We start from the raw sequence: 17,293 nt of genomic DNA on the forward strand, positions 1-17,293 counted from the left end.
TGGTAAAATATGAATAAAATTTTCTGTGCAGTTATGCTCACGCCATGTCGAACGTGACAGTGTAGTTATTAAAGCCAATAGCTTGCGAGCACTCGATATCACAGGTCTTCCCCAATTTTTCGAGAAGTTCAGCATCAGTGCTCTGGGATCGCCCTCTGCCTTTGCTGCGCAGTGTTACAATAATTTTATCTTCAAGCACATCCATCTTAAGATCCACGTGTCCAGCCTGCTCCTGCCCTGATATGTGGGTAAAGATAACGGCCGTGGTGTCCCTTATCGCGCTCTGCACAGTCCCGGCGATTTCCCGGCTGGTTTTACGAGATTCAATGAAATCATCTACCCGGTGAAGCACTTCTGCAAACCCCTCCCCCGTACCTGTCGTTTCCAGGCAAGGCCCCTTCGGGAGCTTTTCCAGGTCGAGCAGGAGTGGAGACTGATATTTCCCCGGGTTCTTTCGTTTGAGAGAGAGATACCAGACGGCGATCATGAGAATAGTCACAATCTCAGCCAGAGAAAACGCTGTCCAGACCCCGGAAATGCCCATGAAACGGGATAAGCCAAAAGCGATGGGAACCACCGCCGCCCCCTGTACAACAGCGATGGCGGTAGAGAGTTTGGTATGGCCCGTGGTCATGTAGTAGTACATGGACAGAAAAGTCGTGCTCGTCCCAATCAAACTGAGAGAAAAAATACGGATGGCGGGTATACCCAGGGCGATATCCATGGCGTGGCGAACACCGAAGATTTCCAGAATCTGAGCGGGAGCTGTTTCCAGCAGCAGCGTTGCTGCGATGCTGGCGATCATCAGAGTAAAAACCGCACGCCTGACGATAAAACGAACGCCCAGGTAATCCTTTTCTCCATACAGTACGCCAACGATAGGCGTCATAGCCTGCGCCGCTCCGGAGATGAACATGGAGACAAAGGAGAGGCAGGAGATGCAGACAGAAAAGGCAACCATGCCGGACTTATCTGCAACGGCCAGGACGATATGGTTGATGCACAGAATTTTGAAGGTGATCAGAATGGAACCCATGGCCGCTGGAAAGCCGGTCTTGACAATGGTTACCAATTCCCTCAGCAGCTCGAGCCCACGGGTGAACGCAACCGGGACAAGACGCAGGGTTCTTGTTTTACTGAAAACATAGGGCAGCAGACAGAGTGCGCCGATCAGGTAGCCGGAAACTGTTGCCAGAGAGGAACCGGCGATTCCCAGATGTAAGGGGCCCATGAAAACGAGATCCAGGGCCAGATTAACCAGGTTGGAGATGATCAAAACAGTGGAGGCGAGTTTCACCTGCCCGTCTACGCGAAGGCAATAGGCCAGCCCGGGCACAATGACGATGAGCGGCGTGCCGTACATGAGAACGTGTACGTAAGATTTCACCAGAGGACGAAGGGATGGCTCCCGGGTCAGCACCTGGATTATCCCGTCGATAAAGCTCACCTGGCAGGCCAGCAGGGACACACCGATAAAGGTGAGAAAGAACAGTACGGTGGTGAAGACGATGTTGGCATAGTTGGGGTCGCGCCTGCCCTTGGCAACGGAAATCAGAGTGGCCGCCCCGAGACCAAGGCAGACCGCCACTGTGTTGTACGTCATCATCAACGGCATGACGAGGTTCACGGCGGCCAGTGCATCCGCGCCGAGCATATTGCCAACGATGATACTGTCCACCACGATGGACATGGTCAGCGTCATGGCCATGAGAATAGTAGGAACAAAGAATTCCCAATATTTACTGTCCAGCAGAGCGCTGGTTCTTGTTGCTGTGTGATTGCTGCGATTCATATCAGAGTCTTCCGGTTTATACAGCCACGAAGAGACGTTCCGCCTGGTCCGTCTTCATGTTTGCGAGTTTAAGGAGAACCAGCCCCAGTTTTGGGTGACGCATGGTCAGAGAGCGGACGTCTTCAAGGGTCAGCTGGTACGCATAGCTGTCGTCCAGAGACTCAACCGAATTGATGGCATTTGCGTCTTCAAGTACGGCCTCCTCCCCTGTACAGGATCCGGGGCCGCCGACACGAACAGTGCCCACCCAGCCGTTGATATTGTGGCGATAGGTTTCAACCATTCCCTCCAGCAGCACGCGCACACCGTCCACCGCGTTATTCTCCTGTTGCAGTAATGTCCCTTCAGCAAAATACTCTGGCCTTATGCGGGCTGCGATGTCAGTAAGTGCTTTTTCGTCAAGCTGCGAGAAGCCCGGGATACTGCCAAGCTTTTCAGTACGATCCTGCAGAGCGTGGTTCACAAACAGGCGCAGATCTTCGGGCTGCGGTTTTTTCCAGACAAAACCACAGCGCGCAAGCAGTTCGGCCGATCGTTCCACCCGGATGACGGTACCGGTTCGGGCGGATTCGGACAACCAGTCCTGCCAGCCAAGGTGCAGTAAAATACGTTCAACATACTCGTCAAAGCCAGGGCAGCCGGCATGTTCGGCAAAGAACTCTATAAAGTCGCTGAAAGGCATGCGTTCCACACGCAGACCGACAGCCGGATCCGAAAGTGCTGTAGAAAGTGACAGCATCTGCGGGTTGTGAATGTGGAAGGTCTGCCCCAAAAGTCCGGGACGGGTCATCAGGGTGACAATGGCTTTTGCCGACTGATCCACATAGGAGAGATTACGGACATCCATGAGGTCTGGGGCCGCACCGAGATTCACGTAGGCTCGGATTTGCTGGTAGAAGGCGTTGTCTTCCACGTTGTGCTGGAAGACACCAGTTTCCGAGTCGCAGGCGATATTACCCGCGCGATACACATTGACCGGAAAGCCCTCGGAGCGCAGTTTTTCCAGTGCAACTTCGGCCAGTAATTTGGAGCGTACGTAGTTATTGCCGGAACACTGTCCCATATCCACGTCAAATTCCGTGAACAGGGCTTGAGTTCGGCCTTCAATCAGGCCAGCGCCGATGGATGTAGTCGAAACATGGTGCATGGTCTTGGGAGTGCCACTTCGGGCAAAATCTGCCAGATTTTCCACGCTGGTAATGTTGGCAGCCACAAAGACGTCCCAGTTCCCATAGTGGCTGGTGAGTGCCGCAGAGTGCAGGATGGTGTCCACTTCCGCTTCAAGCCTGTCGTAGACCGATTTCTCCATGGCAAATCCCTTCACCGAGAGATCGCCGGTCAGCACCTCGACACGATTACCTCCGTCGAGAGAGAGATCTCTGCCGAAACGCTCCAGGTAATGATCGGCGAGCCGCCTGCGGGCTGCTTCACTCTCTTTGCCCCGAACAATGGCGGTAACGTGAGCGTCGGTGTTTGTAAGCAGCTCACGCAGAAGGTAGATACCGAGGGTGCCAGTGCCGCCGGTGATAAGTACGTGGTTTATCCGGCGAACGCTGTCAGTATCGAGGGCCACATCCGCAGCACACGCATTGTCATAGGCTTTCAGCTGGGCGGCAAAAGCTTCGTCTTCATCCGGCGGTGTTGCCAGATTCTTGAGACGAAGCAGCCGGGCTGAACGGCCGATCTCCGCTTCCTGAAAATGGCTTGCCTGGTCTGCGACAGTGGTGTGCGCGAAGATATCGGAAGCCGAGATGTCGAAGGTCTCACTCAGAGCAGCCAGCAGAGCAATAGCACTCAGGGAGTCGCCGCCGATATCGTAAAAGGAATCGAACAGGCCGAATCCCCTGTGGCCGAGAACGTTTTCCCACGCCTGCACGATACGGGCCTCCTTCGGAGTGCGCGGTTCCAGTGGACCTGAGGCAGAAGGGGTGATCTCCGGACGTGGCAGTTTACCGCGATCGATCTTGCCATTGGGATTGAGTGGCATCTTTTCGAGCTGAACAAAATGGGCGGGAACCATGTAGTCCGGCAGGGAATCCCTGAGGGCAGTCTTTATTTCCTCCATGTTCAGCTCGGCGACAGCCGTACAGTACGCTGCCAGCACCTTGTTCCCGCTGGGCTCTTCCAGGGGGACAATCACGCAGTCGAGTACTCCGTCCATCTCTTTGATGCGCGATTCAATCTCACCCGGCTCCACGCGATAGCCGCGAATCTTTACCTGGAAGTCCATGCGTCCGATAAAGTCCACGGTGCCATCATCGAGCCATTTGCCCTTATCACCCGTGCGGAACATGCGCTCGCCTGGCCGGAAGGGATCTTCCACAAAATGTTTTTCTGTCAGCTCCTGCCGGTTAAGATAACCGCGACCGACCTGGGTTCCAGAAACACAGATTTCACCAGGGACACCGATGGGGCAGAGTCGACTCCTCGAATCGAGGATGTAGATGTGCGTGTTGGCCACAGGAGAGCCCACCGGAGGTTTGACCATGATCTCCGGCACATCGTAACTGAGACAGGCCATAGTGGTTTCACTTGGCCCGTATTCGTTGGTGAGGCGAAAATCACCTAAACGATATGACTTGAGACGGTCGCCGCCAACAACGAGATATTTAAGGGACTGCATGTCGCACATCTGTATGAACTGCTCGGCGAACTGGGTCGGGAAATGTGCGTGGGTGACAGCGTTTGCCATGAAGTAGGCATCGAGTTCTTTGGGCGAACGACGCATATCTTCTTCGATAACATGCAGCGTGGCTCCTGAGATCAGCGGGGCAAAAATCTGGGCCACGGAGACGTCGAAACTAAAGGCGGCAAAGGCGGCACAGCCGGATTCAGGCGTCATCCTGTGATGGGTGGCATACCAGTCGATGAAATTGACCATGGAGTGGTGCTCAATGAGGACGCCTTTGGGCTTGCCGGTGGAGCCGGAAGTGAAAATACAGTAGGCAAGAGCATCGCCACCTTCAGCCAGCCCCGGATCGCTGTCGTCTTCCGGCAGCTCGCCGTCCATGGTCACACTGTCACAGCTAAAATCAATGGCGGCGAGCTGGGCTTCCGTTCCCACGACGCAGGGTGCGCCGGTGTCTTCGAGGATAAAAGCTATCCGGTCAGGCGGATAGTGGGTGTCCAGCCCCACGTAGGCAGCCCCCGCTTTGAGGGCGGCCAGCATGCCAACCACCGGCCATGTGGATCGGTCCGCCACCACGGCGACGATGCTGTCCCTGGTACCTCCAGCTCTTGATATGCCACGGGCAGTGCGGTTCGCAAGTCTGACCAGTTCACCGTAGGTCAGACTGCCGTTCTCAGCCCTTACAGCGATGTGATCCGGTTGCTTTTGAGCCTGTTCGTCGATAGCCTGACATACCGTCGCCCATTGCGGCGGAGGTGTCGGTCTCGGGTTGAACTGATGAAGCAGGGCCATGCGTTCCTCGGGACCAAGTACTTTGATGGCATCGATCAGGACCTCGGGGTTGTCAGCAACAGCAGCAAGGATGGAACAGAGGTGACTGGTCAGGCGGGCAATGCTCTCACGCCGATAGAGAGAAGTGCGATAGTCCAGCTCCAGCACAAGGCCATGATCGCCTTCCTCCACAGCGATGGATATGTCGAATTTAGCCGTACCTGAACCCAGGGTGCCGACCTCAGCCTTCAGGTCGTTGAGCTCGAAATGGTCGTTCGCGCCGATGTTGCGCATGACGAAGTTGATATCAAACAGAGGGTGCCGCCCCGGTCCACGGTTGGCCCCAAGATGTTCGAACAGGCTCGATATTGGATACTCTCCGTGTTCATGAATGGCCAGCAGCTGTTCCCTTGTCTCCTCAAGCAGGCAGGCAAAACTCTTCTTACCCTCGGGACGAATACGCGCAGGCAGAGTTCGCACAAACATGCCGACGATCCCTGCGGTACCCGCACGGTCACGCCCGCTCATACTGGTGCCAATGCAGATATCCTCGCTGTCCGACCAGCGTCCGGTAAGGATGCCGATGGACGTCATGAAAATCTGGTGCAGGGTCGTTCCTCGATCCCTGGCCAGCTGCCGCAGCGCAGTTGTGGTCTGAGCATCAAGCTGGTGACGATAATTGGCACCTGTAAAATCCTGCTGGCCAGGCCGGATGAAATCCGTCGGCAACTCAGACTCCGGAGGAGCGTCAAAAAGCTGGTGCCAGAAAGACTCATGTCTGGCTGTTATCTCTTCCACATGGTCTGCTTCCCAGGCAGCAACGTCTTTTTGCTGAATGGGCAGCGGTTCCAGTGTTTCGCCCTTGTAGAGAGCAAACAATTCCCGCAGGTAGATGCCGGAGGAGACGCCATCGAAAACGATGTGATGAAAATCGAGCAGCAGCCAGTGACGACCGTCTGTATGAGCTACCAGTCTGGCATGCATCAGTGGCGACCTTGCAAGGTCAAAAGGTCGGGAAAAGCCGGAGGCAAACTCGGCCGGATCGTCACTGTTCGTCTGGCTGAAATCAAGTTTCAGCCAGGAGCTTTCGGCAATACGCTGCATACATCTGCCGTCCTTGATCACAAAAGATGTACGCAGAGCCTCGTTTCGATCAAGCAGTGCCAGCAATGCTGTGGAGAGACGCTTGTGGTCAAGAGGGCCTTCAAAGGCAATGCACAGCGGTATATTGTATGCGGTGCCAATTCCCTTCATCTGACTCAGAAGGTACAACTGCTGCTGGGAGACAGTGGCGGGATAGGCCTCTGCCGGTGCCGCAGGGAGAATGGTTTCCCCGGAAATCTTGCCGCTCAGGACCCGCGCGGCCATCAGTCGCGGGGTTGGACATTCGAAAATCGTGGCAAGCTCAATCTGGTACTCCAGCTCTTTTTCAACAGTGATCTGAAGTGCTACCGCCTGCAGAGAATCTCCACCACTGTTGAAAAAATTTGCCTCTACACTGGTCCTCTCCTGACCCAGAACTTTAGCCCAGACGGCGCACAAACTTTCTTCCAGGGCAGTTTCAGGGGCAACATACGCCTGTTTTTCCTCCTGTGACGCCCTCGGCTCGGGCAGCTTCTTGCGATCAATCTTGCCGCTGGGGTTGATAGGCATGGCATCGAGATGCATCATCTGTGCCGGGATCATGAACGGCGGCACTTTGCCGTCCAGTCCCCTGGTTACAGCCTCAGGTTCTGCATCACCGCAGAAATAGCCGCACAGGTAAACGTGCCCGGCGTTGTCTTTAAAATCACCGACGGCAGCTTCTGTAACTCCGTTAATAGAGAGCATGGCGTTCTCAATCTCGCCCAGCTCGATACGAAAGCCGCGCAGCTTGACCTGTCGGTCCATACGACCAAGGTGAAGAATATCGCCATCAGGCGTCCAGCAGGCCAGGTCGCCGGTGCGATACATGGTCTCGCCGGGGTAAAACGGGTCAGGTACAAAGCATTCAGCAGTCTTGTCCTCGCGATTATGGTAGCCGCGTGCCACTCCCGGACCGCCGATACACAGTTCTCCTCCATAGCCCGGAGCCTGTGGATGACCACAACTGTCCAGGATATACATGCGGGTATTGGGGAGGGGCCTGCCAATCGGGATGTTGTCCATAAACTCCGTGACAGTGTACTGGGTGGTATAGATGGCGCATTCGGTGGGACCGTACATGTTGAGGAATCGGTAGTCCCTCGGTGTAAAGATACGCATCTTCTCGCCACCAATGGCCAGGGTGTGCAGGGATTTATTGTCCATAAAATCCATGAACTGCTCGCCAAGCTGAGTAGTTAAGAATGCCCAGGTGACGCCGTGCTGCTCGTAGTAATCATTGAGATGGCTGAGGGAGAGACGGATTTCCTCCGGAATAATATGCAGCTCCGCACCGCTCATGAGGGCAAGGAAGACCTCCAGCAGACTGGCGTCGAAGGAAAAGCTGGCATGCTTGGCCACTTTGTCGTCTGGAGTGATGCCATGGTCTTTGATGGTTGCGTTGATGGTATTGCAGATAGCCCGGTGTTCCTGCAAAACACCTTTGGGTTTCCCGGTTGAGCCGGAGGTGTAGATAACGACACACAGGTCGTGGGGGGTGTTACGGTTTTCTACCGGCGAATCGTCAGTGTTGTAGATGACCGGATCGTCCATATTAACCACCAGGGCATCCCCGAAATCCTTCTCTTCAATGAAACGGGTCTGGGTGAGGATGAGCGGAGCCGCGATATCCTCAAGCATGAACTGGACGCGGGAGTCCGGGTATTCGGCATCAATGGGCATGAATGCACTGCCGCTCTTGAGAATGGCGAGCTGGGCGATGATGATATCGATGGATCGATCCGCCAGCAGGCCGACCACCCTGCCCGGCCCCGCTCCGAAGTTCATGAGCGTTCGAGCCATACTGTTGGAGCGGGCGTCGAGTTCTGCGTAGCTGAGCCTTTCACCTCGATAGACAACCGCCGTGTGGCCTGGGAAACGGCGTGTTATCTCGGCGATGCACTGGTTCAGGGTAGTTTCCACCTCCCAGTCTGCATCGGTTTCGTTGAAATCATAGATCAGCTTCTGGCGCTCGGCAGCAGACAAAAAATTGATATCCCTGATTTTGCTGTCCGGGGTGGAAATACCCGTCATAACAGCCTGCTCGAGGTGCTCAATCAGCTCTTCAATACGCCACTTTTCATACATTTCCTCATTATAAACGAGGTGGAGATCGATGGTGGTGTCATCCCTCTGCGACCGGTGTGGATATGTCAGGAATCCTGCCAGGGAGATCAGGGATTCGCCGTAGCGATGGATAACAGTCTCTGCATTGTCGGCATACGGAGTGCGGACCATCTCGACCAGCGTGCAGGACACAAGATCGGGCGCCTCACCAAACCGTTCGCGAAGATCAGCCGTCAACTTGTCGTATGGATAACGCTGATGAGACAGGGTATTGCGTACGCACTGGCTGGCATTGTGTACCAGCTCGTCGAAGGTGGCATCCGGGTCCACCTGCATCCGCATGGCTGCAGTGCTGACGAACATCCCTGTGGAATGAATGAGTTCTTTTGGGTAACGGTTGGATGTACCCGTACCTATGACGATGTCTTCCCGCTGCAGGGTGCGGGCGAGAACCAGATACATGCCCGCCAGGACCACGCGGAAGGGGGACACCCTGTTTGCGGCACAGTAGGCGAGGAGAGCTTTCCCGTTTCCAGGGCTGAAGCGATGATCACAATAAGCAGTGGTTATTGATTCGGCCACCGTTTTGCCTGAGATATCCAGCGGATCGGGCAAGGTCTTGAACTGGGTATTCCAATATTCCTTGTCCTCTTCACACTCGGCGGAGGCAAGATATTCCTGTTCAGCTTCCCAGGCGGTCTGCAGCGGCAGAGCCTCAGGCAGTTTAATGGATTCTCCCCTGCCAAACGCTTCATACACTTCAAGGATATGGCGAAAAATCAGGTCGCTGGAAGTGCCATCTGCGAGGATGTGATGATAAATGCTGAACAGATAGGTCGTCTGGTCACCAACATCGGCGATCCCGAGACGGTATGGCAGGACATCGAGCATGGGGAGAGCCTTTCCCGCCTGTGTCTCTGCCCACGCAAGATATGCCTGCTCGCCTTCCCGGGAGAAGTCAAGTATTTCAATTTCAGGCTGAAGGTTTTCATCAATTCTCTTGCACACTGCACCATTTTCTTCAGTGAATACAACATGCAGCCCGACCGTTTGTTCGATAACGAACCGCAGCGCTTTGTGCAGCCGCTTCATATCAACCAGCGTTATCCGCAGAGATACAGGGACGTTCCACATGGAGGAAGCAGGATGCAATTTTTGAGTCAGGTATATCCGTCTTTCCGCATGAGTAAGGGCCGTGCTGTTCTTTTGATTCATTGTGTGACCTTGATTTTGGGGAAATTTAGGTGGCATGCAGTCTCATTAGTCCAATATTTATACCCTTAAAAAGCATATAAACAAAACTTATATTTTTACTTATTATATATAATGACGTGATATTGATAGCTTACGGAGACAAAAAGGGAGAGAATTTGACAGATTTTTTTCAATATGTATTGGCGAATTCAAAGGCAGGTGGGACAGACGCCCAAATTTGGCGTCTCTACGATGTCGGCAATTTATCTTACGGGCATTGATTGTACAAATCCGGATACAATTCTGCCACGAGAACCCCGTGGTGGTAATATGGCGTTGTCTTTATGGAAAGGATGTCCTTGTAGAGACGCCCAATTTGGGCGTCTTCAGCACAACAGGTGACTCATCTCACAACAGACGTTTCTGCAATGAAATTAATGTATCATCCTGTTTGTCCTATCGTGTTTTTGGGGATCAGTAAAAAATGTAAATGGTGTCAGCTGCACAATCCTTCCTGTACAATTAATCCCCTGACATGGTAGAGACGCCCAATGTGGGCGTCTCTACTCTTTTTATGCTATAATTCAGGGTGTCTCTGTACGTCCTCTCTTTGAAAAATACATCGTAAAAATATGACCAAAAAAGAAGCCCGGCAAAAACGCTACAACGGCGAGATCTCAGCGGGTTCTTTACTGATTCCAGAGAGCAGAAAAATTGCCGCCCTCCTTCTCCGAAAAACATCGGCGGAAGAGTGGTATAATGCTGTTGTTATCCACAATGTTCTCCAGAAAAGAAGCCCTTCTTCTGCACAACGGCAGGCTGTTTTAATCAGAAACCGACTGCAGCGCATGACCCCGGAACACTGGGTCCTGGTCAAAGAGGGGAATGCAGAGGTCACCACTCAGGCCCTGCTTGCCTCAGCCGTGAAGCAGAGTCACCTGCTGAGTGATTTTATGGAGAACGTCTGCCGACAACACTGGCTGACGTTCAACCCTGCGCTGTCATTCAGAGACTGGCAGGAGTTTTTAGAAACGTGCGCCCTGCTGGATCCGAGTGTCGAGACGTGGACTGCAAAAACAACCACAAAGCTCCGGCAGGTGGTTTTTCGTATGCTCGCCGAGGCGGGGTATATTGACACTACGAAGAAGCGGAACCTGCAACCGGTCTCGCTGGTCCCGGAAGTAGTGGATTATCTTGTGAAAAATTCAGAGGACCATGTTCTGCGGTGTATGGAATGTACAAAATGAGAGAATATATATGACTGGCAATCTTCAGGATCGACTCAACAAAATTATTCCCCGTCTGACATCTGATGAACTCTTGAATAATCAGGGACCGGGCAACGATATAGGTTTTTACATCTTTGATTATCCCCCGGAAAATGAACTTGAGGTCCGAGACTATATTGAGGTCATCCTCAAGCATATCGGCAGGAAAAAGGCTGGAATCAGAGTCAAACATATCAATTTATTTACCTTGATCGTTGAGTATCTCACCGAGGCGAAGTTTCTTGACAAGGCAATTGCCATGCAAAAGAAAAAGGGAGACCAGGCTCTGGCAAAGGCACTCAAAGGACCGCTTGATGCAAAGAAAATTGCCAGAATTTTCACAGCGGGGGTAGATCCAGACAACTACGACCTTATCCTGATCTCAGGAGCAGGCAGTGCCTGGCCCATGCTGAGGAGCCATAATCTGCTCAATAATTTGCACCCGCTGATAGAAAAAACTCCGGTAGTCTTGTTTTTTCCCGGGAAATACACCGGCGCGGGAATGAAGCTCTTCGGACTTCTGGAAGAAAGTAATTACTACAGGGCGTTCCAGCTTGTACCGTGACTTTTCAAAGAAAGGAGAAAAAGAAAGGAGGCAGGAGACGGGAGACGGGAGACGGGAAAAGGCAAAAAGCGGTAAGACATTTTTTACCGCGAAGAACGCTAAGGAACGCGAAGGAAAGCGAACAGCGAAAAAGATTTAAGGACAAAGATTTTATTTAATTAAGGCGGGCAGGACAGGAGAAAGGGAAAAGTATTTGAGAATAAAGATTTTAAAATTAAACAGGGAATTGCTGTTGTTATTCTCTCTTTACTCTTCGCGTTATTCGCGTTCTTCGCGGTGAAAGTCTTTGTCTTTTTCCGTAGCTTTTTGAGAAGTTACGTTTTTATATAAAATACCCCTTATATTGCTGACTGAACAGAAAATAATTTAAATATGCTGGTGAAGTAAAAATAGTATTCTATAATAACAACAGGTAGATGTTACATACTCTAAAAGAGGAGGTATAACATGAAACTTGAACAAAGAAAGATACTCTTCATGACGCTGATGTCATCTGTTTTAACTGCTTTAATGTTGATAGTAGTATCACCTGCGGAGGTGCAGGCAGACAGGTTACTGGATGGGCATGATGCAAGAAAATGGTTACTTGAGAATGAGTATATTGAAAAGGCCCCTGTTTATAAATTTTATTATGAGAAAATTGGAAATAAAATTTATCGAAAACGAGTTCTCACCTGGAAGACGACACCAAGGTTTGAAAGATTTGCTAAATTAGCGTATAGCAGTCCTCCCAGCCCAGATGGCTTGAAAGGTTGGACTGGACAGAATTTGGCTCCTCGGGATACGTACCCTATGTATCTTTACAATGTTGTAGTTACAGTGGATTGGGATACGTATATAGCACATAAAAATAAAGTTTCCCCGAATCCTAAACCACCACACCCAACACCCTCTCCAGCAAATAAATATGGTTTTTATACAACGTACCATACTTCAAATGGAAAAATACAAGAACAAGGTTTTCGTAATGATCAGGGGCAACGTGAAGGTCTGGTAAAGGTGTGGTGGAGCAATGGAAATCGTAAGAGTGTAGCTCATTATGTAAAGGGGAAGCTACATGGAGAAATGAGAACTTATTTTCAAAATGGTAACCCCGCCAGTTGTTTTATCTATAATCATGGAAAGAGAAATTCTAAATGTCCATTGTAATTCTACAGGTAGCCAGTAGAAATTCTTCAAGATGGTCTATTCTGCTTAATGGATAAAAAAGGAGAATCATATCATGAGGAACAATCAAAAAGAGAGCGCAAGAGCATATCTCAACAAAAAAAACAACCGATTAAAACACTTTTCTACATACTTTTTTTCCATTGCGTTTATTGTACTCCTCTTAGCCGGAACAACTCAAGCTCAACCCCAAAGGAAATATATATGGGAGGATCTGGCACACCACACAAGTGGGGAGGATATTTTTCGAATCGCTATTATCACAGATTCTCAGAATCCATGTGATTGTGAGAGAAAAGGATACAAAGTACATTATTATTCTGTAGAGGGAGATGCTGCGTTTCAATGGCTTAAGCAAAAAGGGTTAGCTAAAAAATCTGCTGATGGAACCTGGATACAAACAGATATTTATAGATCCTGGAAATCTTACAGAGACAATAAAAAACTTTATTGGCAGAAATGTCAAAAATACTGCGAAAATTTGAAGCAGGAAAAGAATAAAAATGTTCCTGGAGAGGTAAAAGGATTTTGGAAAGTTGGGCCTGTAGGAGGAAGTTTTTCTGGTTCGATAAATTTAACTTATGACAAATCACAACACGATAGAAGTAGATTTGAAGCCAGGTGTATTGGTGGCAGATGTCCCTTTTCCAGCGATGTTAAAATGTGGGAACGTCAAGGTTCATCAGTAATAATTTTCAGGAACATAGGTCGTGAAGAAATTGCGAGAGTAAAATATATTCGTAAAGGATACTGGGAAGGGACAGCAAAAAGGAGAAATTCAAAAGGATATCTCCAAATATACATGAAAAAGTAAATTAAACAGGGAATTGCTGTTGTTATTCTCTCTTTACTCTTCGCGTCCTTCGCGTTCTTCGCGGTGAAATCCTTTGTCTTTTTCATATAAAAGCCCTTATTCGCATTATTCGAGCTTTTATTCGTTGGCAAAAAGTCTTTTCGCTGTACCGTCTTTTGCTTTTTCCCGTCTCCCGTCTCCCGTCTCCCGTCTCCCGTCTCCCGTCTCCTGCCTCCTTTTTCCTCCCTCCCTTTTTTAAGAAATTCCTTGTATCATAAACGTTTTGCAACCTTCAACACCCCCGCAAAGGGGAACTGCAGTTACTCTATCAATTTACCTGCGTGAACAGGGAGAGGAATGATATGCTGATATCCGATATTTTCTCAAAAAATATTGCCAGACCAATTAACGGCGTAGTCAAGGCGGAGCAGCAGGACGATGAGATTGTCTGGCAGGAACTTGAAGAATATGTCGTGACCAAAGAACTGAACCAGCACTTCAGGAAGCTTTTCCGGGCATATCTCTCCGCCATAGACAACGTGACAGACCCAAACGTCACCAGCAGAATGGGTGTCTGGATCTCGGGCTTTTTTGGCTCAGGGAAATCTCATTTTGTGAAAATACTCTCCTACCTGCTTGAAAACAGAAGCGTTCAAGAGCCTGGCACAGACAACACGAAGAAGGCAATCGACTTTTTCACAGATAAGATACAAGATCCCCTGCTGCTGGGTGATTTCAAGCGAGTCGCCCAAAACAGTACCGATGTTGTCCTCTTCAATATCGACAGCCGGGCCGATGCCTCCGAAGGCCGCGCGGCCATCCTTCTGGTGCTCTGGAGGGTTTTCAACGAGCTGCAGGGACTATGCAGCCAGCATCCCCATATCGCCGAACTTGAACGGCACCTGATGCAAAAAGGCACGTATGAGATCTTCTGTGATTCCTTCAGGGATGCCTCAGGAGGAGATGCCTGGGAAGAGCAGCGGGACTCCTACCACTTTTACGCCGACGAAATCAGCAGCGCCCTCAATGAATCGCTGGGCATGAGTCAACAGGCCGTGGAGAAATGGCTTGATAAGGCCGAAGACGAAACAAGTCTCACCGTGGAAGGATTTGCCAGACGGGTTCGGGAATATCTGGACAGTAAAGGGCCGAAGAGCCGACTTGTCTTTCTCATAGATGAGATGGGGCAGTTCATCGGCAAAGACACCCACCTCATGCTCAACCTCCAGACTATCGTAGAGGATCTGGGCCGCCTCTGCAACGGCAGGGCCTGGGTGATCGTCACTTCACAGGAGGATATCGACGCCGTACTTGGAGATATTAAAGGAGCAAAAGCCAATGACTTTTCCAAGATCCAGGGCCGGTTCTACACCAGACTCTCTCTTTCCAGTTCCGATGTGGCTGAAGTAATCAGAGCCCGGCTGCTTGACAAGGTGGATATTGCCAGGCACACACTGGAAATACTTTTCACGTCGAAGGGCGATATCCTGAAAAACCAGCTGAGCTTTACAAGCGACAGTGCCACACAGAGAAACTATGTCGATGGCAAAGACTTTGCCGCAAACTACCCTTTTGTGCCCTATCACTTCCAGCTGGTCCAGAAGATATTTGAATCAATCCGCAAGGCGGGAGCCACCGGTCTGCACCTGGCCCGTGGGGAGAGGTCAATGCTCGATGCCTTCCAGTCGGCGGCGAAAAAAGTATCAGAGAAGGAAATCGGCGTTCTGGTACCGCTGTATGAGTTCTTTCCCTGCATTGAGAGCTTTCTCGATACGGCGGTCAAACTCTCCATTGACCAGGCGAAGGGCAATGCCGGACTGCAACCCCCCTTTGACATTCAACTTCTGCAGGCCCTCTTCCTCATTCGCTATGTGGACAGCATTACACCGAATATCGAAAACCTGATAACCCTCTGCATTGACCAGGTGGATGCCGACCGCATAACCCTCAAGCGGAATATAGAGGCGGCCCTGCAGCGTCTGGAGCGTGAAAACCTCATAAACCGCAGCGGCAATCTCTTCTTCTTTCTCACCAATGAGGAGCGGGAGATATCCCGGGAAATAAAAAAGGTCGATATCTCGGCGACAGAAGAAAACAAGCTGCTCGGTGACATCCTTTTCGAGGATATCCTGAAGGGGAAAACCAAACACAAGTATGTTGACTTTCACAGGGACTACCCCTTCAACCGCATCTGTGACGAGCATCTGTGTGGTGGCAGCGGCAGCGAGGATGTGTCTCTTGAGTTTGTCACCCCGTTTCATGATCAATATTCAATGTACGAAACACCAAAGTGCATTTTCCACGTTTCAGAGAAAGAAGGTTGCCTGCTGATCAAATTGCCGGACAGTAAAGAACTGGAAACGGAACTGCGGACATATCTGCAGACAGATAAGTTTATCAAGCTGAAAAGCGATGCGGCAGCCTCTGACACCCAAAAGACGATATTGAGTAACCGGGCAACAGAGAACCGCCAGCGACAGAAGAGATTGTTTTCCCTGCTTGATGATCTCGTGCAAAAAGCTGATTATTACGCCCTGGGCAATACCCTGGAGATCAAAGCAGCAAAGAGCACCTCTGCGGTTGATGAAGGGTTGAATTACATCATTCTCAATGTGTTCAGAAAATTCAGTTACCTTCAACAGCTTCACGCTGAACCCCTGAAAGAAGTAAAGGCTGTTCTCCTCGCCGACGAACTGGGGCGGAGACAGTTTGAACTTGAGTTTGCTCGGGAAGAAACGACAGATATCAAAGAGATCAGGATGTACATCGAGTTAAAGATAGAGAACAATCACCCGGTGTTGCTCAATGAACTGATCGACCATTTTGCCCGCCGTCCCTATGGCTGGCCGGAATGGGAGATCGTCCTGCTGGTGGCAAAGATATTCACCGGGGGCCTTATCCATCTGCTGATTGACAAGGTGAAAACCCGGGCAAAGGATGCCTGCGCAACTCTTTCCAAATCCTCCCAGTGGAAAAATGTACAAATAATCAAGCGGAAGATTCCGAATCCGGAGGCATTAAAAAACGCCAGAAACCTCGGGAAGGAGTTGTTCGGAACGATCTGCTCTGAAGGTGCGGACAAACTCACGGCCTTCCTCCGTAAAAATCTGACAGGATGGCTGAACGCTCTGGAGAAATACAAGACCCTGGCAGATACCGGAAACTATCCGGGCAACAGTGAAATAGATGCCTGTCTTGCCTGCATCCGCTCACTTCTGGCCATCAGCGACACCTTTGAATGTATCAAATCCTTTAATGCCAAAAAGAACGAGCTGCTTGATGTCGCCGAAGATCTCAACGACCTGACCGATTTTTACACCAGCCAGATCAACATCTGGCATATACTCCGGAAGGCCCTTGCGGAGTATACGCCCAACAAGGCGGCCCTTGCCAAAGACGACAGTGCCGCCAGTGCCCTCGCACGGCTTGAGGAGATCCTTGCCGCTCCCCGCCCATACGCAATGCTCCATGAGGTCAACACTCTTGTTACCGTTGTAAAGACGGTGAATGACACGCTGGTTCAGGATGCCCGGGAGAAGGCATTGTTTGCTGTCGACAAGAAAATCGCTCACGTTGGTAAACTGCTGGATGCTGCCAATGCTTCTGCAGATTTAAGGAACAAGGCTTTGTTTGACCTGCAGGAGTCGAGGAAGAGCCGCCAAAAGGATGGAAATATTCCAAACATTGTCTACACCACTGCTGGAATCGAAGAGATATACGAAACGGCTGTTGAACGTATTGAAAATGCACAAGATCCGATTACTCCCAAACCACCGAAGAAAGAAGTCAAAACGATACATCCTGCCACCCTCTCTGCCAAAACCTATCTGGAAACGGAAGAGGATGTGGATGAGTTTCTGCACACCATGAAAGAAGCCATCACCAAAGCAATTCAAGACAACAAGCGGGTCAAAATTCAATAACT

Annotated in this window: 7 protein-coding genes; 5 read left to right on the top strand and 2 right to left on the bottom strand. The window is 50.7% G+C overall.

What is annotated here, in order from left to right:
• Window positions 1-37: 37 nt before the first annotated feature.
• The gene (locus JWG39_RS03570) at window positions 38-1,792 is read right to left on the bottom strand and encodes an MATE family efflux transporter (RefSeq protein WP_205217983.1); all 1,755 of its coding nucleotides are present in this window, start codon (window positions 1,790-1,792) and stop codon (window positions 38-40) included.
• 16 nt (window positions 1,793-1,808) lie between these two features.
• Window positions 1,809-9,596, bottom strand: a complete 7,788-nt coding sequence (locus JWG39_RS03575; protein WP_205217984.1) for a non-ribosomal peptide synthetase — start codon at window positions 9,594-9,596, stop codon at window positions 1,809-1,811.
• Window positions 9,597-10,207: 611 nt separating this feature from the next.
• On the opposite strand from JWG39_RS03575, the gene JWG39_RS03580 reads away from it, so the two are divergent.
• The 5 genes from JWG39_RS03580 (at window position 10,208) to brxC (ending at window position 17,291) form a co-directional block, all read left to right on the top strand.
• Window positions 10,208-10,822 carry a DUF1819 family protein gene (locus JWG39_RS03580; protein WP_205217985.1) on the top strand — a complete coding sequence of 205 codons (615 nt, stop codon included), beginning with the start codon at window positions 10,208-10,210 and terminating at the stop codon, window positions 10,820-10,822.
• Between the two features lie 10 nt (window positions 10,823-10,832).
• Complete coding sequence (locus JWG39_RS03585) at window positions 10,833-11,408, top strand: DUF1788 domain-containing protein (protein ID WP_205217986.1); 576 nt, start codon at window positions 10,833-10,835, stop codon at window positions 11,406-11,408.
• Window positions 11,409-11,855: 447 nt separating this feature from the next.
• The gene (locus tag JWG39_RS03590) at window positions 11,856-12,557 is read left to right on the top strand and encodes a toxin-antitoxin system YwqK family antitoxin (RefSeq protein ID WP_205217987.1); all 702 of its coding nucleotides are present in this window, start codon (window positions 11,856-11,858) and stop codon (window positions 12,555-12,557) included.
• 73 nt (window positions 12,558-12,630) lie between these two features.
• The gene (locus JWG39_RS03595) at window positions 12,631-13,389 is read left to right on the top strand and encodes a hypothetical protein (RefSeq protein ID WP_205217988.1); all 759 of its coding nucleotides are present in this window, start codon (window positions 12,631-12,633) and stop codon (window positions 13,387-13,389) included.
• A gap of 341 nt (window positions 13,390-13,730) precedes the next feature.
• Entirely contained in the window at window positions 13,731-17,291 is a 3,561-nt protein-coding gene (gene brxC / locus JWG39_RS03600; protein WP_205217989.1) for a BREX system P-loop protein BrxC, read from the top strand.
• Window positions 17,292-17,293 lie beyond the last annotated feature (2 nt).

The sequence above is a fragment of the Desulforhopalus vacuolatus genome, from assembly GCF_016918505.1.
In the GTDB taxonomy this organism is placed as follows: domain Bacteria; phylum Desulfobacterota; class Desulfobulbia; order Desulfobulbales; family Desulfocapsaceae; genus Desulforhopalus; species Desulforhopalus vacuolatus.